This is a genomic window from Solirhodobacter sp., from assembly GCF_964715405.1.
Genome location: NZ_CBAICG010000011.1, coordinates 1 through 24,339, shown reverse-complemented (window position 1 = coordinate 24,339; position 24,339 = coordinate 1). Strand labels below are relative to the sequence as shown.

Annotated in this window: 21 protein-coding genes; 11 read left to right on the top strand and 10 right to left on the bottom strand. The window is 68.5% G+C overall.

Going from position 1 to position 24,339, the window contains the following annotated elements; translation table 11 throughout:
- Nucleotides 1–106 precede the first annotated feature (106 nt).
- Nucleotides 107–2,386, bottom strand: a complete 2,280-nt coding sequence (locus AC11WY_RS06855) for an NADP-dependent malic enzyme (RefSeq protein WP_482923845.1) — start codon at nucleotides 2,384–2,386, stop codon at nucleotides 107–109.
- A gap of 140 nt (nucleotides 2,387–2,526) precedes the next feature.
- Here AC11WY_RS06855 and AC11WY_RS06850 point away from each other — a divergent pair, with 140 nt between their 5' ends.
- The 7 genes from AC11WY_RS06850 to AC11WY_RS06820 all read left to right on the top strand — a co-directional run bounded on the left by AC11WY_RS06850 (nucleotide 2,527) and on the right by AC11WY_RS06820 (nucleotide 9,290).
- Entirely contained in the window at nucleotides 2,527–3,639 is a 1,113-nt protein-coding gene (locus AC11WY_RS06850) for a cupin domain-containing protein (protein WP_482923843.1), read from the top strand.
- Nucleotides 3,640–3,746: 107 nt separating this feature from the next.
- Complete coding sequence (locus AC11WY_RS06845) at nucleotides 3,747–4,139, top strand: cytidine deaminase (RefSeq protein WP_482923841.1); 393 nt, start codon at nucleotides 3,747–3,749, stop codon at nucleotides 4,137–4,139.
- A 1-nt stretch (nucleotide 4,140) separates the two neighbouring features.
- Nucleotides 4,141–5,448 carry a thymidine phosphorylase gene (locus AC11WY_RS06840; protein ID WP_482923839.1) on the top strand — a complete coding sequence of 436 codons (1,308 nt, stop codon included), beginning with the start codon at nucleotides 4,141–4,143 and terminating at the stop codon, nucleotides 5,446–5,448.
- Nucleotides 5,448–6,659 carry a phosphopentomutase gene (locus tag AC11WY_RS06835; RefSeq protein ID WP_482923838.1) on the top strand — a complete coding sequence of 404 codons (1,212 nt, stop codon included), beginning with the start codon at nucleotides 5,448–5,450 and terminating at the stop codon, nucleotides 6,657–6,659. The genes AC11WY_RS06840 and AC11WY_RS06835 overlap by 1 nt, the downstream gene beginning before the upstream one ends.
- Nucleotides 6,656–7,639 carry an adenosine deaminase gene (locus AC11WY_RS06830; RefSeq protein WP_482923836.1) on the top strand — a complete coding sequence of 328 codons (984 nt, stop codon included), beginning with the start codon at nucleotides 6,656–6,658 and terminating at the stop codon, nucleotides 7,637–7,639. Before AC11WY_RS06835 ends, AC11WY_RS06830 begins: the two co-directional genes overlap by 4 nt.
- Before the next feature lie 2 nt (nucleotides 7,640–7,641).
- Nucleotides 7,642–8,286 carry a uracil phosphoribosyltransferase gene (upp, locus tag AC11WY_RS06825; RefSeq protein ID WP_482923835.1) on the top strand — a complete coding sequence of 215 codons (645 nt, stop codon included), beginning with the start codon at nucleotides 7,642–7,644 and terminating at the stop codon, nucleotides 8,284–8,286.
- Nucleotides 8,287–8,357: 71 nt separating this feature from the next.
- Nucleotides 8,358–9,290 carry an SPOR domain-containing protein gene (locus AC11WY_RS06820; protein ID WP_482923833.1) on the top strand — a complete coding sequence of 311 codons (933 nt, stop codon included), beginning with the start codon at nucleotides 8,358–8,360 and terminating at the stop codon, nucleotides 9,288–9,290.
- Nucleotides 9,291–9,294: 4 nt separating this feature from the next.
- Here AC11WY_RS06820 and AC11WY_RS06815 read toward each other — a convergent pair whose 3' ends face one another.
- Nucleotides 9,295–10,326 carry a hypothetical protein gene (locus tag AC11WY_RS06815; protein ID WP_482923832.1) on the bottom strand — a complete coding sequence of 344 codons (1,032 nt, stop codon included), beginning with the start codon at nucleotides 10,324–10,326 and terminating at the stop codon, nucleotides 9,295–9,297.
- Between the two features lie 185 nt (nucleotides 10,327–10,511).
- Between AC11WY_RS06815 and AC11WY_RS06810 the strand changes: the two genes are divergently transcribed.
- Nucleotides 10,512–11,465 carry a DMT family transporter gene (locus AC11WY_RS06810; RefSeq protein WP_482923830.1) on the top strand — a complete coding sequence of 318 codons (954 nt, stop codon included), beginning with the start codon at nucleotides 10,512–10,514 and terminating at the stop codon, nucleotides 11,463–11,465.
- Nucleotides 11,462–12,124 (top strand): sulfotransferase family protein, encoded by a 663-nt coding sequence (locus tag AC11WY_RS06805; protein ID WP_482923828.1) that lies wholly within the window; start codon nucleotides 11,462–11,464, stop codon nucleotides 12,122–12,124. Before AC11WY_RS06810 ends, AC11WY_RS06805 begins: the two co-directional genes overlap by 4 nt.
- Before the next feature lie 26 nt (nucleotides 12,125–12,150).
- Here the strand turns inward: AC11WY_RS06805 and AC11WY_RS06800 are convergent, their stop codons facing one another.
- The 8 genes from AC11WY_RS06800 to putA all read right to left on the bottom strand — a co-directional run bounded on the left by AC11WY_RS06800 (nucleotide 12,151) and on the right by putA (nucleotide 23,004).
- Nucleotides 12,151–14,349 carry a 3-hydroxyacyl-CoA dehydrogenase NAD-binding domain-containing protein gene (locus AC11WY_RS06800; RefSeq protein ID WP_482923827.1) on the bottom strand — a complete coding sequence of 733 codons (2,199 nt, stop codon included), beginning with the start codon at nucleotides 14,347–14,349 and terminating at the stop codon, nucleotides 12,151–12,153.
- A 25-nt stretch (nucleotides 14,350–14,374) separates the two neighbouring features.
- Nucleotides 14,375–15,586: an acetyl-CoA C-acetyltransferase gene (locus AC11WY_RS06795; RefSeq protein ID WP_482923825.1), complete on the bottom strand. Its 1,212-nt coding sequence runs from the start codon at nucleotides 15,584–15,586 to the stop codon at nucleotides 14,375–14,377.
- A gap of 10 nt (nucleotides 15,587–15,596) precedes the next feature.
- Nucleotides 15,597–16,232 (bottom strand): glutathione S-transferase family protein, encoded by a 636-nt coding sequence (locus AC11WY_RS06790; RefSeq protein ID WP_482923824.1) that lies wholly within the window; start codon nucleotides 16,230–16,232, stop codon nucleotides 15,597–15,599.
- A gap of 286 nt (nucleotides 16,233–16,518) precedes the next feature.
- Nucleotides 16,519–16,731, bottom strand: coding sequence for a hypothetical protein (locus AC11WY_RS06785; protein WP_482923822.1), 213 nt, complete (start codon nucleotides 16,729–16,731; stop codon nucleotides 16,519–16,521).
- Nucleotides 16,732–16,758: 27 nt separating this feature from the next.
- Nucleotides 16,759–18,537 (bottom strand): acyl-CoA dehydrogenase C-terminal domain-containing protein, encoded by a 1,779-nt coding sequence (locus AC11WY_RS06780; RefSeq protein WP_482923820.1) that lies wholly within the window; start codon nucleotides 18,535–18,537, stop codon nucleotides 16,759–16,761.
- Between the two features lie 16 nt (nucleotides 18,538–18,553).
- Nucleotides 18,554–18,952, bottom strand: coding sequence for a MerR family transcriptional regulator (locus tag AC11WY_RS06775; protein WP_482923991.1), 399 nt, complete (start codon nucleotides 18,950–18,952; stop codon nucleotides 18,554–18,556).
- Between the two features lie 76 nt (nucleotides 18,953–19,028).
- The gene (locus tag AC11WY_RS06770) at nucleotides 19,029–19,427 is read right to left on the bottom strand and encodes a rhomboid family intramembrane serine protease (protein ID WP_482923818.1); all 399 of its coding nucleotides are present in this window, start codon (nucleotides 19,425–19,427) and stop codon (nucleotides 19,029–19,031) included.
- Between the two features lie 94 nt (nucleotides 19,428–19,521).
- The gene (gene putA, locus AC11WY_RS06765) at nucleotides 19,522–23,004 is read right to left on the bottom strand and encodes a bifunctional proline dehydrogenase/L-glutamate gamma-semialdehyde dehydrogenase PutA (RefSeq protein WP_482923816.1); all 3,483 of its coding nucleotides are present in this window, start codon (nucleotides 23,002–23,004) and stop codon (nucleotides 19,522–19,524) included.
- A gap of 71 nt (nucleotides 23,005–23,075) precedes the next feature.
- Between putA and AC11WY_RS06760 the strand changes: the two genes are divergently transcribed.
- Together AC11WY_RS06760 and AC11WY_RS06755 are read left to right on the top strand one after the other, a co-directional pair.
- Nucleotides 23,076–23,546 (top strand): Lrp/AsnC family transcriptional regulator, encoded by a 471-nt coding sequence (locus AC11WY_RS06760; protein ID WP_482923814.1) that lies wholly within the window; start codon nucleotides 23,076–23,078, stop codon nucleotides 23,544–23,546.
- A 60-nt stretch (nucleotides 23,547–23,606) separates the two neighbouring features.
- On the top strand, nucleotides 23,607–24,125 hold the full coding sequence (locus tag AC11WY_RS06755) for a tetratricopeptide repeat protein (protein WP_482923812.1): 519 nt from the start codon (nucleotides 23,607–23,609) through the stop codon (nucleotides 24,123–24,125).
- Nucleotides 24,126–24,339 lie beyond the last annotated feature (214 nt).

Here is a 24,339-nt window from a genome sequence, read left to right as displayed (position 1 = left end):
GTTTGCGGTAACGCCGGAAAGCAAGGCGGGGGGCTGTCTGTCCCCCGGCGGCGGATGTCATCCGCCGCTCCCCCCCGAGAATATTTTCACCAATGCGAAAGAGCGGTCAGGAGTATTTCGCGACCGGCGTGCCCGCGATGGCCGAAACGTTCAGGAGCCCGCGCGCGGTGATCGAGGGGGTGACGATGTGGGCACGGTTGCCCATGCCCATCAGGATCGGCCCGACCTCCAACCCGTTGGCGCGCGCCTTGAGGATGTTGCGCACCCCGTTCGCGGCGTCGGTGTTGGCGAAGACCAGCACGTTGGCCGGACCCTCGAACCGTGCGTTTGGGAAGACGCGCGCGCGCTGCTCGGGGTCGAGCGCCGAGTCGATCGGCATTTCGCCTTCATAGGTGAAGTCGGGCTCCATCTGATCCAGCAGGTCCATCGCGGCGCGCATCCTGAGGCCCGAGGAGGTTTCGAGGTTGCCGAACTGCGAATGCGAGCAGAGCGCGATCTTGGGGGTGACGCCGAAGCGGCGCACATGGCGCGCGGCGCCGATGACCGAGTCGGCGATCTGGTCGGGCGTGGGTTCCGGGTGCACCTGCGTGTCGCAGATGAAGAGCGGGCCGTCTTCCATGATCATCAGCGAGAGCGCGCCAACCGGCCGGAGGCCGCCACGGGCCAGCACTTGCCGGACGTAGTTCAGGTGCCACAGATACTGGCCGAAGGTGCCGCAGATCATGCTGTCGGCCTCGTCACGGTGCACCATGACGGCGGCGATGGCGGTGGCGTTGGTTCGCATGATCGCCTTGGCAATATCGGGTGTCACGCCACGGCGCTGCATCAGGCTGTGATAGGTTTCCCAGTAGTCGCGGTAACGGGGATCGTTTTCCGGGTTCACGATGCCGAAATCGCGGCCCGGCCGGATCGGCAGGCCGGCGCGTTCGCAGCGCCGTTCGACCACCTCGGGGCGGCCGATCAGAATCGGCACCACGGTGGTTTCCTCCAGCATCGCGTTGGCGGCGCGCAGCACGCGTTCATCCTCGCCCTCGGCGAAGACGACGCGGCGACTGGCGCCGCTGGCGGCATCGAAGACCGGCCGCATGATCAGGGCGGAGCGGAACACCGAGCCGTCGAGCCTGGCCTTGTAGGCGGCGGGGTCGGCGATCGGGCGCATGGCGACGCCGGTTTCCATCGCGGCCTTCGCCACGGCGCAGGCGACGACGCCCATCAGGCGCGGGTCGAACGGTTTCGGGATCAGGTAATCGGCGCCGAAGGTCATCTGCTCGCCGCGGTAGGCGGCGGCGGCCTCGGCGCTGGTGGTGGCGCGGGCGAGGGCGGCAATGCCCTCGATGCAGGCCAGTTCCATCTCGTCGTTGATCGTGGTGGCGCCGACGTCGAGCGCGCCGCGGAAGATGAACGGGAAACAGAGGACGTTGTTGACCTGGTTGGGGTAATCCGACCGGCCGGTGGCGATGATCGCGTCGGGCGCCACCGCGCGGACTTCATCCGGCATGATCTCGGGCGAGGGGTTGGCGAGGGCAAAGACGATCGGGCGGGGTGCCATCTTCTGCACCATCGCAGCGGTCAGCACGCCCTTGCCGGACAGGCCGAGGAAAAAATCGGCGCCGTCGATCACGTCATCCAGCACCCGTTTGTCGGTGGCCTGGGCAAAGGCCGATTTCTGCGGGTTCATGTCGATCTCGCGGCCTTCGTAGACGAGGCCGTGGATGTCGCAGAGCCAGATGTTTTCCCGCCGGGCGCCCAGTTTGACCAGCATGTTCAGGCAGGCGATGCCCGCCGCGCCGCCGCCGGTGGACACGATCTTGACGTCTTCGAAGCGTTTGCCGGCCACCATCAGCGCGTTGGTGGCGGCGGCGCCGACCACGATGGCGGTGCCGTGCTGGTCGTCATGGAAGACCGGGATGTTCATCCGCTCGCGGCAGAGTTTTTCCACGATGAAGCAGTCGGGGGCCTTGATGTCCTCCAGGTTGATGGCGCCAAAGGTGGGCTCCAGCGCGCAGACGAGGTCGGCCAGCTTGACCGGGTCGGGTTCGTTCAACTCGATGTCGAAGCAGTCGATGTTGGCGAATTTCTTGAACAGGACCGCCTTGCCCTCCATCACCGGCTTGGCGGCCAGCGGGCCGATGTTGCCAAGGCCGAGGACGGCGGTGCCGTTCGTCACCACGCCGACGAGGTTGCCGCGCGAGGTATAGCGGCTGGCGGTGGTCGGGTCGGCCTTGATCTCGAGGCAGGCTTCGGCCACGCCGGGGCTGTAGGCGCGGCTCAGGTCGCGGCCATTGGCCAGCGGCTTGGTGGCGCGGATCTCCAGCTTTCCGGGCTTGGGAAACTCGTGATAGTCGAGCGCCGCCTGCCGCGCGTTGTCGTGCCGTGCCTCGTCCATCATCCGTCTCCCAAGATTGGTTTAACGTTAAACAATCTTTCCTCGGCGCGAAAGTGCGCTGCCGCCGGCACTGTTTCAAGCGGAACTTGCAAATCACGGTGCCGCGCCGCACTCTCGCCCGCAGCGAGAGGAGCCGCAAGATGCCCGATACTGGCGCGCCCGCGACGGAGCCCGAAATCCGCGCCGAAATCCGCCTGCCGACGCAGGAACTGCGGGCCGACCTGCCGTTCTTCACGAAGGTGCTGAAGATGCGGCTGGACAGCATCTACCCGGCCGACAACCCCGAGGTCGCGGTATTTTCCGGCCACGGCCTGCGGCTGCGGGTGGAGAAGGGCGCGCCCGAGGCACCCGGCACGATCCGCATCCTGACCGACGACCCTGACGGTTTCGCGGGCGGGCAGCGTGTGCTGACCGCGCCGAACGGCACGAAGGTGGAGATCGCCGAACTGAACCCGCCGCTGGTGCTGCCGCCGACGCAGCACGCCTTCGTCGTGCGCCGCCTCGCCGATCAGGCGCCCTGGGTGATCGGGCGCGCTGGCATGCAGTACCGCGACCTGATCCCCTCGCGCCTTGGCGGCTCGATCATCGCCAGCCACATCCGCATCCCCGATGGCGGGCCGGTGCCCGACATGGTGCATTTCCACAAGATCGGGTTTCAACTGATCTTCTGTTACAAGGGCTGGGTCGACGTGGTCTACGAGGATCAGGGCGGCCCGATCCGGCTGACGGCGGGCGACTGCTTCATCCAGCCGCCCGAGATTCGCCACCGCGTGCTGCATGCTTCGGACGGCATCGAGGTGATCGAGATCGGCGTGCCCGCCGAACATGTGACCGAGATCGACCATGTGATGACGCTGCCGACCGCGCAGCAGCGCCCCGACCGCGAATGGCAGGGCCAGCGCTTCGTGCACAACGTCGCGGCCGGTGCCGCCTGGGCGCCATTCCGCATCCCCGGTTTCATCGCGCGCGACACCGCCATCGCCGCCAACACGAAGGGCGTGGCCGGGGTGCAGGTGATCCGGCGCGGCGAGGGCGCTGCCTCCTGGGCGCGGCACGACGCCGACATCCTCTTTACCTTCGTGATGGCGGGCGGGCTGACGCTGGAAGGCGAGGGCAAGGATCCTTGGCGCCTCACCGCGGGCGACGCCTTTGTCATCCCGCCCGGCATGGCGACGCGCTACGGCGATCCGACCGATGACGTCGAACTGCTGGAGGTCGCGTTGCCGGGGGTCTTTAATACCACCGCGCTCTGACCCTTTCTAACTGGCGAAAATATCTCGGGGGTACGGGGGCAGGGCCCCCGGCCTCTTGTGCTGCGCCGCGCGCCGCCGCAGAGTCCGGTGAAACCGAAGGAGGCCCCATGACCCTGCTCACCGCCGCCACTTCCGTGCGCGAAAACGCCTATGCGCCCTATTCCCGCTTCAAGGTGGGGGCCGCGCTGCGGTCCACTGCCGGGCGCACGCACGTCGGTTGCAACGTCGAAAACGTCGCCTACCCCGAGGGCACCTGCGCCGAGGCGGGCGCCATTGCCGCGATGGTGGCGGCGGGTGACACGCGGATCGCCGAGATCGTGGTGATTGCCGACAGCCCGTCCCCTGTCACCCCCTGCGGCGGCTGCCGCCAGAAGATCGCGGAATTCGCCGATCCGACGGTGAAGGTCACCATGTGCACCACCGACGGGCTGGCGCAGACGATGACCGTTGCCGACCTGCTGCCGGGCGCCTTCGACGTTTCGCAGATGGACCGCGCGTAAGATGGACGCGCGCGGGCTGATCGCCGGGCTTCGACAGGGCCGCACGCCGTCGGCGGAAGACCTCGCCTGGTTCGCGCGCGGCCTGGCTTCGGGCGAGGTCAGCGATGCGCAGGCGGGCGCCTTCGCGATGGTGGTCTGCCTGAAGGGGCTGGGCGAGGCGGGCCGCGTGGCGCTGACCCGCGCGATGCGCGATTCGGGCGCGGTGCTGGAATGGGATCTGCCGGGGCCGGTGCTGGACAAGCATTCCACCGGCGGTATCGGCGACTGTGTCTCGCTGCTGCTGGCCCCGGCGCTGGCGGCCTGCGGGGCCTACGTTCCGATGATCTCGGGCCGTGGCCTTGGCCATACCGGCGGCACGCTGGACAAGCTGGAGGCGATTCCGGGGCTGCGCGCCGATGTGACCACCGAGCGGTTGCGCAAGATCACCGCCGATATCGGCTGCGCCATTGTGGCGGCGAACGTCGACATCGCCCCCGCCGACCGCCGCCTTTACGCGATCCGCGATGTCACCGGGACGGTGGAGTCGATCGACCTGATCACCGCCTCGATCCTGTCCAAGAAGCTCGCGGCGGGGCTGGAGGGGCTGGTGCTGGATGTCAAGATGGGCTCCGGTGCCTTCATGAAGACCCCCGAGGAGGCGCGCGCGCTGGCCCGGGCGCTGGTCGCCACGGCGCAGGGCGCGGGCTGCATGACGCGGGCACTGATCACCGACATGAGCCAGCCGCTGGCCGCTGCGGCCGGCAATGCGCTGGAGGTGATCGAGGTGATGGAAACGCTGACCGGCACCTCGGTGAACGCCGCGCTGTGGGATCTGACGGTGGCGCTGGGTGGCGAAGCGCTGGCGCTGGGCGGGCTGGCGGCGGACGCCGAAGATGGCGAGGCGCGCATCGCCCAGGCGCTTGAAACCGGCCGCGCGGCCGAGATTTTCGGCGAGATGGTCGCGGCACTGGGCGGGCCCGCCGATTTCGTCGATCGCTGGCCCGACCGGCTGCCCGCCGCCCCGGTGGTGCGCGAAGTCGCGGCAACCCGCGAAGGCTTTGTTGCCACCATCAACGGCGAGTCGCTGGGGCTGGTGGTGGTCGATCTGGGTGGCGGGCGGCACCGCGAAGGCGACCGCATCAACCCCTCGGTCGGCCTGTCCGAGGTCGCCGGGATCGGCGAGCATGTCTCGCCCGACCTGCCGCTGGCGCTGATTCACGCCGCCACCGAGGCTGACGCCGACCGGGCCGAGGCCGCCGTGCGCGCGGCCTTCACGGTGACCGAGGCGCCGGTGCAAGACCCGCCGCTGGTCTGGGAAAGGATCGGCTGATGGCGCGCGCCTTCCTGATCGTGATGGATTCCGTCGGCTGCGGCGGCGCGCCCGACGCGGGCGCGTTCTTCAACGGCGGGGTGCCCGATACCGGGGCGAATACGCTGGCTCATATCGCCGAGGCCTGCGCGGCGGGCCGGGCGGACGAGGGGCGCAGCGGCTCTTTGCGGCTGCCCACGCTCGACGCGCTGGGGCTGGGGGCGGCGATCCGGCTCGCCTCTGGCACCGATGCGCCGGGGCTTGGCGCGGTGCCGCGTGGGCGGTGGGGGGCGGCCACCGAAGTGTCAAACGGCAAGGATACGCCCTCCGGCCATTGGGAACTGGCGGGGGTGCCGGTGCCGTGGGACTGGACCTATTTCCCGGACACGCGGCCCGCGTTTCCCGAGGCGCTGGCGGCCGAGGTCTGCCGTGCTGCCGGGACGGCGGGCATCCTGGGCAACTGCCATGCCTCGGGCGTGCCGATCATCGAGGCGCTGGGGTCCGAGCATCTGCGGACCGGATGGCCGATCTGCTACACCTCGGCGGACAGCGTGTTCCAGATCGCGGCGCATGAGGAAGCCTTCGGCCTCGACCGCCTGATCGCGCTCTGTCAGGCGGTGGCGCCAGGTTTGCACGCGATGAAGGTGGGGCGGGTGATCGCGCGGCCCTTTACCGGCGCGCCGGGGCATTTCACCCGCACCCCGAACCGGCGCGACTTCGCCATCGCGCCGCCCGCGCCGACGCTGCTGGACTGGGTGCAGGGCGCCGGTCGCGCGACCCATGCGGTGGGCAAGATCGGCGACATCTTTTCGATGCAGGGGGTGGGGAAGCTGCACAAGGGCAAGTCTGATGCTGCACTTTTCGAACATCTGATGGGGCTCGCTGAGGGTGCCGAGGATGGTTCCTTGACCTTTGCCAACTTTGTCGAGTTCGACAGCCTCTATGGCCACCGGCGCGACGTGGCGGGCTATGCCTGCGCGCTGGAATGGTTCGACAGTTGCGTTGCGGGGGTTCTTGCGCGCCTCGGACCCGGCGATCTTGCGCTGTTCACCGCCGATCACGGCAACGACCCGACATGGAGCGGCAGCGACCACACCCGCGAACGGGTGCCGGTGCTGGTGCACGGGGTCGGAACGGGCGAGATCGGGCTGGTGGCGTTTACCGACGTGGCGGCCTCGATCGCCGCGCATCTGGGCGTGCCCGCACAAGGGCCGGGACGGAGTTTTCTATGAGTGCCAAGGACTTCCCCAAGGTCGAACTGCACCTGCATCTGGAAGGCGCGGCGCCGCCCGCCTTCATCCGGGGGCTGGCGCGGGAAAAGCACATCGACATTTCCGGCATTTTCGCGGAAGACGGCAGCTATACCTTCACCGACTTCTGGCATTTCCTGAAGGTCTATGATGCGGCAACTTCGGTGCTGCAAACGCCCGAGGATTACCGCCGCCTGACCCTCGCCGTGCTTGGGGAAAGCGCCGCAAGTGGCGTGATTTACAGCGAAACTTTCCTGTCACCTGATTTCTGCGGCGGCCGCGATCTGGGTGCCTGGAAGGAATACCTGCACGCGATTCAAGAGGCGGCGGCCGAGGCCGAGCGCAAGGACGGCATCGTGTTGCGCGCCATCGTCACCGCCGTGCGCCACATCGGCCCCGAAGCGTCGCGCGAAACCGCCCTTTGTGCGGCGGAGACAGTGGGTGATTTCCTCACCGGATTCGGCCTTGCCGGTGACGAAAAACTCCACAAGCCCAAGGACTTCGCTTACGCTTTTGACATGGCCCGCGAGGCTGGTCTGCGGCTGACCGCGCACGCGGGCGAATGGGGCGGGCCGGATTCGGTGCGCGATGCGCTGACCGACCTGAAGGTGGAACGCATCGGCCACGGCGTGCGCGCCATCGAAGACCTGGCACTGGTGGATGAACTGGCCGAAAAGGGCATCGTGCTGGAGGTCTGCCCCGGCTCGAACATCGCGCTGGGCCTTTACCCGACCTGGCGCAAGCATCCGATTGCCGAACTGGACCGGCGCGGCGTCAAGGTCACGATCTCGACCGACGATCCGCCCTTTTTCCACACCACGATGGCGCGCGAACATGACCGGCTGGCCGATGCCTTCGACTGGGATGATGGCCAGTTCCGCGCCATCCACCGCACCGCCGCCCACGCCGCCTTCTGCGACGAGGCCACCCGCGACCGCATTCTGAAGCGACTGGAGCCCTGACCATGACCGAACCCCTGACCCCGCATCTGACGGTCGTCGATCACCCGCTGGTGCAGCACAAGCTGAGCATCATGCGCGACAAGGAGACCTCGACCGCCGGGTTCCGGCGGCTCCTGCGCGAGATCAGCCAGTTGCTGGCCTACGAGGTGACGCGCGGCCTGCCGATGACGACGCGGCGGATCGAGACGCCGCTTTGTGCGATGGATGCGCCGTCGATCGACGGCAAGAAACTGGTGCTGGTGTCGATCCTGCGGGCGGGCAACGGGCTGCTGGATGGAATTCTGGAACTGGTGCCGGCCGCGCGGGTCGGGTTCGTCGGATTGTACCGCGATCCGGAAACACTCAAGCCAGTGCAATACTACTACAAGGTGCCCGCGGAACTGGATGACCGGATGGTGATCGTGGTCGATCCGATGCTGGCGACGGGCAATTCCTCGGTGGCGGCGGTCGATCTGCTGAAGGCGTCGGGCGCGCGGAATATCCGGTTCTTGTGCCTGCTCGCGGCACCGGAAGGCATCAAACGGATGCAGGAAGCCCATCCGGATGTGCCAATCGTCACAGCAGCGGTGGATAGCCACCTCAACGACCATGGATATATTGTCCCAGGGCTAGGGGATGCGGGAGATCGCATGTTCGGCACAAAATAAAGGGTAGCCCCCCTTTACTGACCCGGTTCACTCCGGCATGATTCGCCCCAGTCCTTCGAAGGGGGTTTCTCATGCGGTTCTGGCTTGGCGTTGCGGCGATCGTAGTGGGTGTATCCGGTCCGATTGTTTCCAAAGCGGATTCGATTGCCCGCGTTGGCGGGCCGAGTGAGACGCCTCCGGCAAGCTTCACCGGCCGCCAGTACGTCGATAGCCGCGGTTGCGTTTTCATGCGCGCGGGCTATGGCGGGGTGGTCAAATGGGTGCCGCGGATCGACGACTCGCATCAGGTGCTGTGCGGCTATCAACCGACGATGGCCGGAACGATGGTTGCGACCGTGGCGACCCCGGCGCCCGCGCCAATGCAGCCCATGATGGTGGCGAGCGCGCCGCCGGTCGTCCTGGCGCCGATGCAGCCCATGATGGCACGGGCGCCGCAGCCGATGATGGTGGCCGCCGCGCCGCAGCCGATGATGGCTCCCGTATATGTTCCGGCCCGTGCCTCCGTCGTCGCGGCGGCGGTCGATCTGACCGTCGTCGCTGTTCCGCCGGGCTATGTGCTGGCCTGGTCGGATGACCGGCTGAACCCGATGCGCGGCCGTGGCAGCGCGGAAGGGCAGGCGGCAATGGCCCGCATCTGGAGCCGGACCGTGCCGATGAAGCTGCTGCCAGCGCAGGGCGTTTCGGTGCAGCCGTCGAGCATTGTCGATACCGCCTATCAGGCTCCGGTGGTGCGGATGGCGGCCTCGAACACCCCCGCGGCGCCGGAGGTGGCCACGGGATATGCAGGTGTCGGCCATTACGTGCAGGTTGGCAGTTTCGCGGTGCCCGCGAACGCGGCCGGTGCGGCGGGCCGGTTGCGGGCGCTGGGCCTGCCGGTTGCGACGGGCGGCGGGCGCGGCGTGCAGGTGGTGATGGCGGGCCCCTTTGACGACCCCTCGGCGCTGTCGGCGGCGCTGCAAGCGGCGCGCGGCGCGGGCTTCGGCGACGCTTTCGTGCGGAACTGACCGCTCAGGGCGAACAGATGCCCTGAAGTGCAACCCAGTCATCATCCGCCAGCACCGGCCGCGGCGCCGGAGCCTGCGGCTGAAGCACGGGATCGGCTTCGATCAGGCCCTGGGTGACCTTGCCCTGCGGATCAACCGCCTGCGCATAGGGCGTCAGCGGCACGCCGACCGCCGCAAAGCTGCGGATCAGAAGATCGTCGGGCACCGCCGGTTCGCCTGTGGAAAGCAGCGCCTCGCCATAGCCCGCGATCGCCCCGGATGGCAGCCGCCCGGTGGTCAGCAGCCCGAAGGTGGCGCGCAGGCCGGCCCACTTCAGCAGCGGCACGAGCGGGTCTGATGCGTCGGCGCGGGCGCGTTCGGCCAGCAGGTAGCCCGCCGCCGCCTCCGGGCTGTCACGGTCTTCGATCAGGTGTCGGTTCAGCAACAGGATGCCGCCGGGAAGATGCGCCACCGGCACCGGCATGTCGCGCAGAACCACGATCACCGGGGGGGTAGGCCCGGCGAAAAGCCGACTTGTCAGCCGCGCGAGCGGTCGGCGCGCCGTGGCCGACGAGCAGGGCGTTCCGCTGACATGTTGCAGGTCGGCCAGAACGGCCCGCCCGATTTCCTGCCGTTTGGGCCAGGGCACGACCCGCGCGGTATGGGTGATCAGCGCCCCCGGCAGCCAGAACACCGTGATCGCCAGACCCGCGAGCATGGCGCCGCCCAGCAGCCAGTGGCGCATCCGCCCCGGATGCGGGCGCTGTGCCTCGACGGCGTCGTGCACGGTTTCAAGCGCGCCGATCATGTCGCGGTCGTCGATTTCCAGCGTCTCGCCGACGTCGGCACCAGGGCCGTAAAGCGCGGGCAGCGCACCGGGATTGAGCCGCGCCACCGCCGGCAGCGACCAGTGGCTGAGCGCGGTCTCGCTGCGGCCATCCGAAATGATCAGCGACGCCTCGCGGAACGAGACGATCACATCACGTCGCTGGGCCTCGGGCGTTTCGCGCCACAGACCCTGGCATTCCAGCCTCTGGTACTTCTTCAGCGCCGTCATTCGCGGCCTTGGCCCTGCTCTTCTCGCCAATCTTGCGGCGATACTAGACCAGTGGGCGGAGGGTCACAATTGAAAGCCGCCGGTGCGGCCCGGCGGCGACCTGTTCCTGGCCTGCGATGTCGCTGCCGGGCAGGCAATTGCCCCGGCGCCGGGGCAGAGCGGGGGATGGAAAGAGGAACCGCCCCGTGACCGCCCCCGGACCGCATCTGCCGAACCGCCCGCTGGTGGCCGCCGGATTCATGGCGGTCGCGGCTGTGATCATCGGTTTTACCGACAATTTCGTGCGCCTGATCGCCGCGGATCATGGCTTGTGGCAGTTCCACGCCCTGCGCAGCGCGCTGGCGCTGCCGATGATGCTGGTGGCCGCGCCGGTGTTGGGGATGCGGCTGCGGCCGCGCCGGTGGGGTGGGGTGATCGCGCGCAGCGCCGTGATGTCGACCGCGATGGTGATCTACTTTGGCTGCCTCGCCTTCCTCTCGGTCGCCGAGGTGGCGGCGGCGCTGTTCACCGCGCCGATCTTCGTGCTGCTGATCTCGCGCGTCGCCTTCGGGCAGCGGTTTGGGCCCTGGCGGCTGTTCGCGGTCCTGCTGGGCTTTGGCGGCATCGTGCTGATGCTGGACCCCGGCGCCGGGGCGGTGCGGCTGGTGGCGCTGGCGCCGATCGGGGCGGCCGTGCTTTACGCCATGTCGAACATCGCCACGCGCCAGTGGTGCGGCGGCGAGAGCGCGGCGACGCTGACGCTGGGCTTCTTTGTCGGGCTCGGCATTTGGGGTGCGGCGGGGCTCGGTCTGGCGGCACTGGTTCCGCATCTCGTGCCCACGGGCGCGGACGGCTTCATCCTGCGCGGCTGGACCCCGCTTGATCCGCTGTTTCTGGAAATCGCCGTGATGCAGGCGGCGGGGTCGCTGATCGGCGTCGGCCTGATGGTGCGTGCCTATCAGGCCGCGGAGGCGAGTCAGGTCGCGGTGTTCGAGTATCTTCTGCTGATCGCCTCGGCGATCTGGGGCCATGTGCTCTGGGGGCAGACCTTCGGAGCGTCGGCGCTGCTGGGGATGGCGGCGATCATCGCGGCGGGGTCGATCATCGCGCTGCGCTCACGCTTTACCCCGGCGAAAGATCGGGCCAGACTGCCCGCATGATCCTGTCGCGCGGCCGCCGCTATCTGTTCATCCATATCCCCAAGACCGGGGGCACCGCGCTGAGCCTCGCGCTGGAGGCGCGGGTGCTCAAGGATGATATCCTGGTGGGCGACACGCCAAAGGCGCGGGCGCGGGCGGGGCGGCTGAAGGGGGTCAGGACGGCGGGGCGGCTCTGGAAGCATTCGACGCTGGCCGACCTGGACGGGTTGGTGACGGCGGAGGAGTTGCCGGGATTGTTCGTGCTGACCCTCGTGCGCAACCCGTGGGACCGGGTGGTGAGCTATTACCACTGGCTGCGCGCCCAGAATTTCGCGCATCCGGCGGTGGGGCTGGCCAAACTGCTCGGGTTCGCCGATTTCCTCGATCACGCGCAGACGCGGGCGTCGCTGGCGGCCTGGCCCTATGGCGCCTATGTGCGGGGCCGCGACGGGGCAGAGCGGTGCGATCTGTTCGCCCGGCTGGAGCATCTGGAGGGCGACCTCGCCCCGTTCGAGGCGCATCTGGGCTTTCGCCTCGGGCCCGTCGCGCGGGCCAATGCCTCGGCCCGGCCGCGTGACTGGCGGCCGTTCTACACCGATGCCACCGCCGCCCTGATCGGCGAGCTTTGCGCCGAGGATGCGGCGCGCTTCGGCTACCGGTTCGACGATCCGGCGGGGTAGGGCGGGGTTTCCCCCGCCCGCCACAGTCACGCCGCCTTGGCCTGCCCGCCAAACCGGCCATAGAACGTCTCGCCCTTTTCGGCCATCTCGACCAGCAGCCGCGGCACGGCAAAGCGCGAGCCGTAGGTTTCGGTCAGGTGGTGGCAGATCTCCACCGCCCGGCCCGCGCCGAGGATGTCGAGCCACGAGAACGGCCCGCCCGACCAGGGCGCGAAGCCCCAGCCAAGGATCGCGCCGACATCCCCCTCGCGGATGTCCATCAGCACGCCCGCCTCCAGCGCCCGCACCGCCTCCAGCACCTGCGCGAACAGCAGGCGGTGCTGCACCTCGGTCACCCCGGGTTGCGCCTTGGCGAGCGGGAACTGCGGCGCAAGACCGGACCACAACCCCTCGCGCTTGCCCGCCTCGTCATAGGCGTAAAAGCCGGATTTCGACTTCCGCCCCATGCGGCCCTGATCGTACATCCAGAACAGCACGGCATCGACCTCTTCATCAGGATAGGCCGCGCCCATCGCCGCCTTGGTGGCCTTGGCGATCTTCACGCCCAGGTCGATCGAGGTTTCATCGACCAGTTGCAGCGGCCCCAGCGGCATCCCCACCATCTTGGCGGCATTCTCGATCAGGATCGGGTCGACACCTTCGGCGACCATCCGCATCCCCTCGTTGATGTAGGGGATGATGCAGCGGTTGGCATAAAAGAAGCGCGCATCATTCACCACGATGGGCGTCTTGCGGATTTGCCGCACGAAGTCGAGCGCCTTGGCCACCGCGCGGTCGCCGGTGGCGTGGCCGCGGATGATCTCGACCAGCGCCATCCTGTCGACCGGGCTGAAGAAGTGGATGCCGATGAACTGCGCCGGGCGTTTGGAGACCTTCGCCAGATCGCTGATCGGCAGGGTCGAGGTGTTGGTGGCGAAGATGCAATCGCCGGTCACCACGGCCTCGACCTTCGCGGTCACCTCGGCCTTCACCTTGGGGTCTTCGAACACCGCTTCCACGATCAGATCGCAGCCCGACAGCGCGGCGTAATCGGTGGTGGCGGTGATGCGGGCCAGCACCTCGGCCTTCTTCTCGGCCGTCACCTTCCTGCGGGCGATGCCCTTGTCCAGCAGGTCGGCGGAATGCGCCTTGCCCTTGTCGGCGGCGGCCTGCACGGCGTCGATCAGCACGACCTCGATTCCCGCCAGCGCCGAGACATAGGCGATGCCCGCCCCCATCATGCCCGCGCCCAGCACGCCGACCTTCTTCACGCTCTGGTCGGCCACGCCCTGCGGGCGCACCGCGCCTTTCTCCAGCGCCTCCTTGCTCAGGAACAAGGATCGGATCATCGCGGTGGACGAGGGGTTGAGAAGGACGTTGGTGAACCAGCGCGCCTCGATCTTCAGCGCGGTGTCGAAGGGCACCAGCGCGCCTTCGTAAACCGCCGACATCAGCGCCCTTGCGGCAGGATAAACCCCCATCGTGCGGCCCATCACCATCGCGTTGGCACCGACGAAGGTCATGAAGCCGGCCGGGTGGTAGGGCGTGCCGCCCGGCATCTTGTAGCCCTTCTGGTCCCAGGGTTTCACCAGATCGGCGTCCTTGGCGGCCAGCACCCAGGCCTTGGCGGCGGCGACCGGATCGGCCACCACTTCGTCGATCAGGCCCAGCGCCTTGGCGCCCCTCGGGTCGTTCAGCTTGCCTTCCAGCAACAGCGGCGCCGCCGCGATGGCGCCCATCTTGCGGATCAGCCGGGTGGTGCCGCCCGCGCCGGGGAAGATGCCGACCAGAATCTCGGGCAGGCCGATCTTGGCCTTCGGGTTGTCGGCGGCAAAGATGCGGTGGGTCGCCAGCGGCAGTTCCAGCCCGATGCCCACGGCGGTGCCGGGCAGCGCGGCGGCGATCGGCTTGCCGCCCTTCAGCGTCTTGGGGTCCATCCCCGCCCGCTCGATCTTGCGCAGAAGCGCGTGAATGCGCATCGTGCCCTCGAACAGCCCCTTCGCCGGGTCGCTGCCCGCAGCTTCTTTCATCTTGGCGATGACGTTGAGGTCCATCCCCCCGGCAAAGTCCTTCTTGCCGCTGGTGATGACGATGCCCTTCACGGCCGCGTCGCCAAGCGCCACGCCGATCAGCACGTCAAGCTCGGCAAGCCCGTCGAGCGACATCACGTTCATCGACTTGCCCGGCACGTCCCAGGTGATCACGGCGACGCCCTCGGCATCCACGTCATAGGTGAAATCGGTCATTGGTCTATCCTCCTGCGCCCGCGGTTCAGACGCGTTCGATGATGGTCGCGGCGCCCATGCCGGACGCGATGCAAAGCGTGGCAAGGCCGACTCCCTGGCCGGTGCGCTCCAGCTCGTCGAGCAGGGTGCCGATGATGATCGCGCCGGTCGCGCCCAGCGGGTGGCCCATCGCGATGGCGCCGCCGTTGACGTTGACGCGGGCCGGATCGGCGCCGAAGGCCTGCATGAAGCGCAGCACGACGGCGGCAAAGGCCTCGTTGACCTCGAAGAGGTCGATGTCGGAGATCGACATGCCCGCCTCGCGCAGGATCTTCTCGGTCACCGGCACCGGGCCGGTCAGCATGATGGTGGGGTCGGTGCCGATCTTCGCGGTCGCCCGGATGCGGGCGCGCGGCTTCAGCCCGTGCGCCTTGCCGAACTCGGCGTTGCCGATCAGCACGGCGGCCGCGCCATCGACGATGCCCGACGAGTTGCCCGCGTGGTGAACGTGGTTGATCGCCGCCAGATGCGGATAGCGCAGCCGCGCCACATTGTCGAAGCCGGGCATCCCCTCGCCGATCTCCTTGAAGCTGGGCTTCAGCGCGCCAAGCGACTGCATGTCGGTGCCGGGGCGCATGAATTCATCGCGGTCGAGGATCGCGAGGCCGTTCTGATCGCGCACCGTCATCACCGATTTGGCGAACCGGCGCTCGGACCAGGCAACGGCGGCACGGCGCTGGCTTTCCACCGCCAGCGCGTCCACGTCATCGCGGCTGAAGCCGTATTCGGTTGCGATGATGTCGGCCGAAATGCCCTGCGGCACGAAATAGGTCTTCATCGCCAGCGAGGGGTCCACCGCGATGGCGGCCCCGTCCGAGCCCATCGCGACCCGGCCCATCATCTCGACCCCGCCCGCGATATAGGCTTGCCCGGCGCCGCCCCGCACCTGATTGGCGGCCAGGTTCACCGCCTCCATACCCGAGGCGCAGAACCGGTTGATCGCTAGGCCGGGAATGGATTCATCCAGGTCGGACAGCAGCACGGCCGAGCGGGCAAGACAGCCGCCCTGCTCGCCCACTTGCGTGACATTGCCCCAGATCACATCCTCGACGGCATGGCCTTCCAGCCCGTTGCGCGCCTTGACCGCGTTCAGCACCCGCGCCGACAGCGCGACCGAGGTGACCTCGTGCAGGCTGCCGTCGGGGCGGCCGCGCCCGCGCGGGGTGCGGACGGTGTCGTAGATGTAGGCGTCGGTCATGGCGTCCTCCTCAGGCCCGGTCGGACGGTTTGCCGGGCATCAAGTCATAGGGGTGTTTCCAGCCCGGCTGCGCCGCGATGCGGTCAAGCCAGGCGTCGATGGCGGTCCATTCGGTGCGGTCGAAGCCGAAGGGCTCGGGGTAATAGAGGTAGCCGCAGCAGGCGAGGTCGGCGATGGTGACATGGTTTCCGACGATCCAGCTGCGATCCTCCAGATGGCGGTCAAGCGTGGCATAGGCGGCCTTCACGCGGCCCTGCAGCCACTCGATGACCGGCAGCGGCCGCTTGTCCTCGGGCAGGAAGTTCATCAGGAACCGCAGCGTGCCGACCTGCGACGACATCTTGTGATTGTCCCAGAACACCCAGCGCAGGATGTCGCGCCGTTCGGCCGCGGACCGGCCGCCCAGCTTGCCGGTCTTCGAGCTGACATAGTCCTGAATCACGCCCGACTGGCTGAGCGTGACGTCGCCGTCAGTCAGCACCGGCACCTCGCCCATCTCGTTCATCGCGCGGAAGGCAGGGGTGCGGGTTTCGCCGTGGAAGAAATCGACGTAGACCGGCTCCCACTCCATATCGGCGAGGGCCAGCGTCAGCGCGGCCTTGTAGGCGTTGCCACTTTCGCCAAAGCAGTAGAGTTTCGCTGTCATCGGATGGTGCTCCTGTGTCCGGTCGGGCAGGCGGGGGTTTCACACCCCCGCACCCCCGTGGAGTATTTCCCCCAAGAAGAATGGGCGCGGTAACGCCTTATTAGGGTTAATCGCGCTAGCCTCAAGGCGCGGTACAGGCTGGAGAGCCGATGACCGCCCAAGGAGAAGCCGCCCCGGCCGCGTGCGAAGCTCTCGCGTGGAGGCATGGCCTTCCGTGGGCCGGGGCGTACCCCTGCCAATTCTTCTTGGCACAAATACTCATCTTCGGGCGGGGCCCGGCGCGCGCTCACCGTTGACGCTCCTCAAGCTCGGCCTTGAACAGGCGCAGGCGGTGACCGAGGGTGTCGGCGTTGGTCACGCTGCCGAAGTTCTCGAACAGGAAGACGAGGGCTTCGTCCTGGCTGATGCTGCTTTCGGCGGCGAAGATGCGCAGTCGGCGGTAGGCATCCTCGGTCAGCGAGACCGGAAAACGGCGGGTGTAGCGCAGGCGTTTGGGCATCTCGTCCTCCCCGGGTGCAGCCCGAGCCTAGAATGCCCCGGCGTCGAGCGCCATCACCGGTTCGGCGCCGCTTTCGATCCGGGCGAGGTGCATCCCGGTGGCGGGCAGTTGCCGCGCCATGTAATAGCGCCCGGTGGCGATCTTGGTGTGGTGGAACGCTTCGTCGGCGGTGCCCGCCGCGAGCGCGTCGAACGAGGCCTTTGCCATCTTCGCCCACATCAGCCCGAGGCAGGTATGGCCGAACAGGTGCAGGAAGTCGGTGGAGCCCGCCAGCGCCGCGTTGGGGGTCTTCATACCGTTCTGCATGAAGAACATCGCTGCCGCCTGCAGGTCTTTGGAGGCTTTCTTCAGCGGCTCGAGGAAGCCCTGTTGCAGCCCCTCGTGGTCGGCGTTGTCCTTGATGAAGCCCTTCACCATGTCGAAGAAGGCCATCACGTGCTTGCCGCCGTCCTGCGCCAGCTTGCGGCCGACAAGGTCGAGCGCCTGGATGCCGTTGGCGCCCTCGTAGATCATCGCGATGCGGGCGTCGCGAGCGAATTGCGACATGCCCGAGTCCTCGATATAGCCATGTCCGCCGAAGATCTGCTGCGCCTGCACCGCCATGTCGAAGCCCTTGTCGGTCTGGAAGCCCTTGATGACCGGGGTCAGCAGCGAGATCATCCCCTCCGCCCTGGCGTCGCCGGTGCGGTGGGCGCGGTCGATCAGTTCGGCGCCCCAGTAGGTCAGCGCGCGGGCCCCCTCGACGAAGCTTTTCTGGTCCATCAGGCTGCGGCGGATGTCGGGGTGCACGATCAGCGGATCGGCCGGTCCGGTCGGGTTCTGGGTGCCGGTCACGGCGCGGCCCTGCAGGCGGTCCCTGGCATAGGCCACCGCCGACTGATAGGCGGCTTCGGCCACCGCGTAGCCTTGCAGGCCGACGCCAATGCGGGCCTCGTTCATCATGGTGAACATCGCGCGCATGCCCTTGTGCACCTCGCCGATCAGGAAACCGGTCGCGCCATCGTAGTTCATCACGCAGGTGGCGTTGCCGTGGATGCCCATCTTTTCTTCGAGCTTGCCCGCCGCGACCGCGTTGCGCGCACCGAGCGACCCGTCGGCATTCACGAGGAACTTCGGCACGATGAACAGGCTGATGCCCTTCGTGCCCTCGCCGCCGCCCGGCGCCTTGGCCAGCACCAGATGGATGATGTTCTCGGCCATGTCATGCTCGCCGGCCGAGATGAAAATCTTCTGGCCAGTGATGCGGTAGCTGCCATCCGCCTGCGGGTCCGCCTTTGTCCGCAACAAGCCCAGATCGGTGCCGCAATGGGGTTCCGTCAGGTTCATCGTGCCGGTCCAGTCGAGGCTGACCATCTTCGGCAGGTAGGTCGCCTTCTGCGCGTCCGAACCGTGGGCGAGGATCGCGCCGATCGCGCCGTGGGTCAGGCCCTGGTACATGTTGAACGCCATGTTGGACGACACGAACATCTCGCCCACCACGGTGCCCATCAGGTAGGGCAGGCCCGCGCCGCCGAATTCCTCGGGCAGGTCGAGGCCGTTCCAGCCGCCGTCCTTCATCGCGTCGAAGGCGGCCTTGAAGCCGGTGGGGGTGTAGACCACACCGTTTTCCAGTCGGCAGCCTTCGCGGTCGCCCACCGCGTTCAGCGGCGCCAGCACTTCCGAGGCGAGCTTGCCTGCCTCTTCAAGGATCGCGCTGGTGGTGTCGCGGTCGAGGTCGGCAAAGCCGGGCACGTCGCTTTCGCTGATCTTCAGCACGTCGTGCAGCAGGAACTGGATGTCCTTGGTCGGGGCGGCGTAGGCGGGCATCGGGTCGTCTCCTTGGCTATACGGCGGCGGGTTTGGTCTGAAGCCGGGCGAGCTGATCGTCGCCCCAGGCAAGTTCCGCTTTCAGGTCGGCGATCGCTTCGTCAAGTTCGGCGCGCTGCTGCTCCATCAGGGCCAGGCGGCCCCGGGCGATTTCGGCGGCGCGGCGCATCTGCGCCTCGTTGCTGCTGTCGCGGGCGTAAAGGTCCAGCAGTTGGCGGATGTCTTCGAGGCTGAACCCGAACCGCTTGCCGCGCAGGATCAGCGACAACCGGGCGCGGTCGCGCCGGGTGTAAATGCGTTTCTGGCCGACGCGCAACGGCGCCAGCAGTTCCTTGGACTCGTAGAATCGCAGCGTGCGCGGGGTCACCAGGAAGGCCTCGCACATCTCGCGGATCGTCAACAGGGCATCGGTCATGGTATCGGGAATCTGGTTCATGTCGCAAAGTGATGGCCGCCCGCCCGGCGTCGCGCAAGCCTGCCTGACGTGCGCGTCAGCGAAACGCTGCGTCACGGGGGTGGCGGGGGAACAGCAGCAGGCAGGCGCCCATCACCCCGGCGATCGCGCCCGAGGCGCCGACCATCGGCAGGGTCGAGCCGGGATCGCCCGCGGCCTGCGCGGCGGCGGCGAGGCCGCAAAGCAGGGAGACGGCGAGAAAGCCGAAAGGCCCGAAGGCATTCTCGATGGTGTCGCCGAAGGTCCACAAAAACAGCATGTTGCCGACCAGGTGCAAGAGGCTTGCGTGCAGCAACATCAAGGTGAAAACGGTCCCTCCCCCGTTGCCGGTGGTGACGCGGGCGGGGATCAGCGCCCAGTCGGCGTCGAAGCGGTGCAGGTCGGCCGCGCTGCCGAAGTGGGGCAGGGTGGCGAGAAACACCCGCGTGGTCGCCACGATCAGCGCGACCGTGACGAAGGGTGTGCGGCCCGAGGGGGTGTGGTCGCGGATCGGGAACCTGGGCGAAGGGGTTCCGATCCGGTCCGTTGCGTCACGCGGCGGCGACCTCGGCCAGCAGTTGCGCGTTGCCGCCCGAGGCGGTGGTGTCGATGCAGACGTGGCGTTCCAGCAGCACACGGCCCGCATCGGGCGCCTCGGTCACCAGCGGCAGGATCGGGCCGGGCCGCTGCGCCAGCGCCTGCGCACAGGCCCGCGCCTCGGTCGCGCCCCCCCACCAGAGCGCCAGCGAAAACCCGGTGAGCGTGGTCAGCGCCGCGGGCGGCAGCGCGCCCTCGGCCGCCACCGCGATGCCGCCCGCCGCCTGCACCCCCGCCACCTGCCGCGCCGCCGCCTCGGCCCCCGGACCAAGGCAAAGGACCGCCGCGCGGGCGTAAAGCGACAGCCGGTTCGACTCGCCGGTCGGCCCCGGCAGGTCGGCGACCCGCACCGTGCCCTGCGGCACCCGCGCGGCGGTCAGCGCCGCCTGCACCCGCATCGGGTCGGCCGCGCGCTCCCAACGGCCACCGGTCGGGCAGGGGGCGGCGGTGAAGCGGCTCAGATACTCCGGCCCGCCCGCCTTCGGCCCGGTGCCGGAAAGCCCCTCGCCGCCGAAAGGCTGGCTGCCGACCACGGCGCCGATCTGGTTGCGGTTGACGTAGGTGTTGCCGACGTGCAGCCGGTCCACCACCTGTTGCACACGGTCGTCGATGCGGGTGTGCAGCCCGAAGGTGAGGCCGTAGCCGGTGGCGTTCACCGCGTCGATCACCCGGTCGATCCCGGACGCCTTGAAGGTGGCGATGTGCAGCACGGGGCCGAAGATTTCCCGCTCCATCTGCGCGATGCCGTCCACCCGGATCACGGTCGGGGCGATGAAATGCCCCGTGGCGGGGCGCGGCAGTTCCTTCAGCACGCGGCCCTCGGCGCGGGCCTGCGCGATGTAGGCGGCGATCTGGCCCTTCGCCTCGGCGTCGATCACCGGGCCGACGTCGGTCGCCAGATCCCAGGGATCGCCCAGCGTCAGTTCGTCCATCGCGCCGAACAGCATCTCCTGCACGGTATGGGCGACGTCCTCCTGCAGGTAAAGGCAGCGCAGGGCGGAACAGCGTTGCCCGGCCGACTGGAACGCGCTGGCCAGAACATCCCGCACTGCCTGTTCGGGCAGGGCGGTCGAGTCGACCATCATCGCATTCAGCCCGCCGGTTTCGGCGATCAGCGGCGCGGTCGGGTTGCCGGTGGTGGCCATCGCCCGGCGGATCGCCTGCGCGGTTTCGGTCGATCCGGTGAAGGCCACACCCGCGATGCGCGGATCGGCGGTCAGCGCCGCGCCGACGGTGGCGCCATCGCCCGGCAGGAATTGCAGCGTGGCCAGAGGAACCCCGGCCTGATGTAGCAGGCGCACCGCCAGCGCGGCGATCAGCGGGGTCTGTTCGGCGGGCTTGGCGATCACCGCGTTGCCCGCCGCCAGCGCAGCCGCCACCTGCCCGGTGAAGATCGCCAACGGAAAGTTCCACGGGCTGATGCAGGCGAAAATGCCGCGCGAGGCGGCCGTGAGCTTTTCCGCGCCCTCGGCGTAGTAGCGCAGGAAATCGGCGGCCTCGCGCAGTTCGCCCACCGCGTCGGCCTGCGTCTTGCCCGCCTCGCGGGCGAGCAGCGCGAACACCGGGCCGAACTCCGCCTCGTAGAGGTCGGCGGCCTTGCGCAAGACCGCCGCCCGCTCGGCCGGGGTGGCCTGCCAGACGCGGGCCGAGGTCAGCGCCACCTCGACGTCCGCCGCGACAGCGGGCGTCACCATCCCCACCCGGTCCTCTGGCCGCGCCGGGTTCGTCACCGGAAGCGCCGCGCCGTCCGCCACGGCCTCCGCGACCATCGGTGCGGCATGGAACGTCTCGTGCCGGCAGGGCGTCCGCGCGGCCTCGATGGCCGCAAGGTCGCCGACCTCGGTCAGGTCATGCCCGCGCGAGTTGCCGCGCGGGGCGAACAGGTCCGGGCCGCGCCGGATCGCCGGGTTGGCGGGCTGCGGCAGCACCGCCTCGATGGCGGCGAAGGGGTCGGCGGCCACCGCCTCGGGCGGCACCTCCGCATCGACGATCTGGTTGACGAAGCTGGAGTTCGCGCCGTTTTCCAGCAACCGGCGCACCAGATAGGCCAGCAGGTCGCGATGCGCCCCCACCGGGGCGTAGATGCGGCAGCGCGTGCCCTGATCGGTGTGCACGATGTCGTGCAGCCGCTCGCCCATGCCGTGCAGGCGCTGGAACTCGAACGCGGTCTTGTCGTGGCCCATGTCGAGGATCGCGGCCACCGTATGCGCGTTGTGGGTGGCGAACTGCGGGTAGATGCGCCCGGTCATCCCCAGCAGCTTCTTCGCGTTGGCGATGTAGCTGACGTCGGTCGCCTGCTTGCGCGTGAAGACCGGGAACGAGGTCAGGCCCAGCACCTGCGCCCGCTTCACCTCGGCGTCCCAGTAGGCGCCCTTCACCAGCCGCACCATGATCCGGCGGTCCAACCGTTCGGCCAGCGCGTGCAGCCAGTCGAGCACCGGCCCGGCGCGGCGGCCATAGGCCTGCACCACCACCCCGAACCCGTCCCAGCCCTTCAGCGCCGGATCGGCCAGCACCGCCTCGATCACCTGCAACGACAGGGTCAGCCGGTCGGCCTCTTCCGCGTCGATGTTGAAGCCAAGGCCCGCCGCCTTGGCCAGACCCGCCAGCGCGCGGACGCGGGGCACCAGTTCCTCCATCACCCGGTCGCGCTTGGCCACCTCATAACGCGGATGCAACGCCGAGAGCTTCACCGAGATGCCGGGGTTCTCGCGGATGTCGCGGCTCTTGCAGGCCCCGGCAATCGCCCCGATCGCCCTGGAATAGGCCAGGTGATAACGCCGCGCGTCATTTTCCGTCCGCGCCGCCTCGCCCAGCATGTCGTAGCTGTAGGTATAGCCCTTCGCCTCCAGCGTTTTAGCGCGGTCCATCGCCGCGTCGATGGTTTCGCCCAGCACGAACTGGCGCCCCATCTCCTTCATCGCGCGGGCCACGGCGGTGCGGATCACCGGCTCGCCCAGCCGTTTGACGGCATTGCGCAGGTGCCCCACGATGCCCGGCGCGCGGTCCTCCAGCACCTTGCCGGTCAGCATCAGGGCCCAGGTCGAGGCGTTCACCAAGCTGGAGGCCGAGCGGCCGAGGTGGCGGCCCCAGTCACTGGGAGCGATCTTGTCCTCGATCAGCGCGTCCATCGTTTCGGCGTCGGGCACGCGCAACAGCGCCTCGGCCAGGCACATCAGCGCGATCCCCTCCTCGGTCGACAGCCCGTATTCGGCGAGGAACACCTCCATCAGCCCCGGCTTCACGCTGGCACGGATGCGGCGGACCAGATCGGCCCCCGCGGCGGAAATCCGGGCGCGGGTGGCGGCGTCGAGCCCCGCCTCGGCGATCAGGCGGGCCAGCACGGCGCCCTCGGGGGCCAGCGTGTCGGCCTCGATCCGGGCCAAGAGGTCGGTCAGTGCAGCATCCAAGGCGATTCTCCCCGTTTTGCCCATCATAGCGGGCTGGACGCGGGCCGAATTCCCGAAGATGATCCTCAGGCAGGCCGAATGACCCGCAATGAGGGCGCATGACCATCCACAAAGCCTCAGCTGACCTTGACAGCTTCGATCAGGCGATCCTGCGGGTGCTGGCCACCGACGGGCGGATCAGCGTGACGGAACTTGCCCGCCGCATCGGCCTGTCGAAATCGCCGACGCAAGCGCGGGTGAAACGGCTGGAGGAGACCGGCGTGATCACCGGCTACCGCGCCGCGCTGGACCCGATCCGCATGGGGCTGGCGCATGTCGCCTTCGTCGAGGTGCGGCTGTCGGATACCCGCGAGGCGGCCTTGCAGGCGTTCAACCGCGCGGTGGGACAGGTGCCCGAGATCGAGCAATGCCACATGATCGCGGGCGGGTTCGACTATCTCTTGAAGGTGCGCACCACCGACATCCACGATTACCGCCGCGTCCTGGCCGAACGGCTGTCGGCGCTGCCACACGTCGCCTCCACCTCGACCTATGTCGCGATGGAGGCGGTGAAGGAAGGCCCGCTCTAGGCGCTTGATTTCCGCGGCGCGCGGCCCATCCTTTGGGGGATGCGCGCCCTGATCCTCCTGATGCTTGCCGCCGCACCCGCAGCGGCCCAGACCTGCCCCAGGGCGCCCGACCTTGCGGCCGAGCGGGCGGCGCTGATCGCCCAGATGCAGCGCGCCCCGACACCCGAGGCGGCCGCGGATGCGATGAACCGCATGTGGCTGCTGCTGACCGGGGCGCCCGATCCGAAGGCGCAGGACCTGCTCGACCGTGGCATGGCCGAGCGGCAGGACGAAGACCTCGACTCCGCCCTGGCGGCCTTTGATCAGCTTGTGCAGTACTGCCCCGATTTCCCCGAGGGCTACAACCAGCGCGCCTTCGTCGAGTTCCTGTCCGCCGACTATCAGGGCGCGCTGGACGATGTGAACCGGGTGCTGGCGATGCAGCCCAACCACATCGGCGCGCTGTCGGGCAAGGCGCTGACGCTGATGGGCCTTGGCCGGGTGGACGAGGCGCAGGCCGTTCTGCGCGCGGCGCTGGCGCTGAACCCCTGGCTGCCCGAGCGCGGCATGCTGATCAAGCCGCTGGGCCAGAGCTTCTAGCACCAGCCCCCGCCTGCCGCTAAGGTCGCGCCGGGCGCCCGCGTGGTGGAACGGTAGACACTGGGCTGTTAATTTTCACGCAAAACTGACCCGGGTTTTCCATCGAGAACTGACCCACCTTGGTGGTTATGTTCCAGGCGTCAGGTTTGGGTCAAGGCATGTGTGCCCCCCTTCTTTTTCTGCGTTGCGGCGGCGGAGCTGGCCTTGAAGCGGA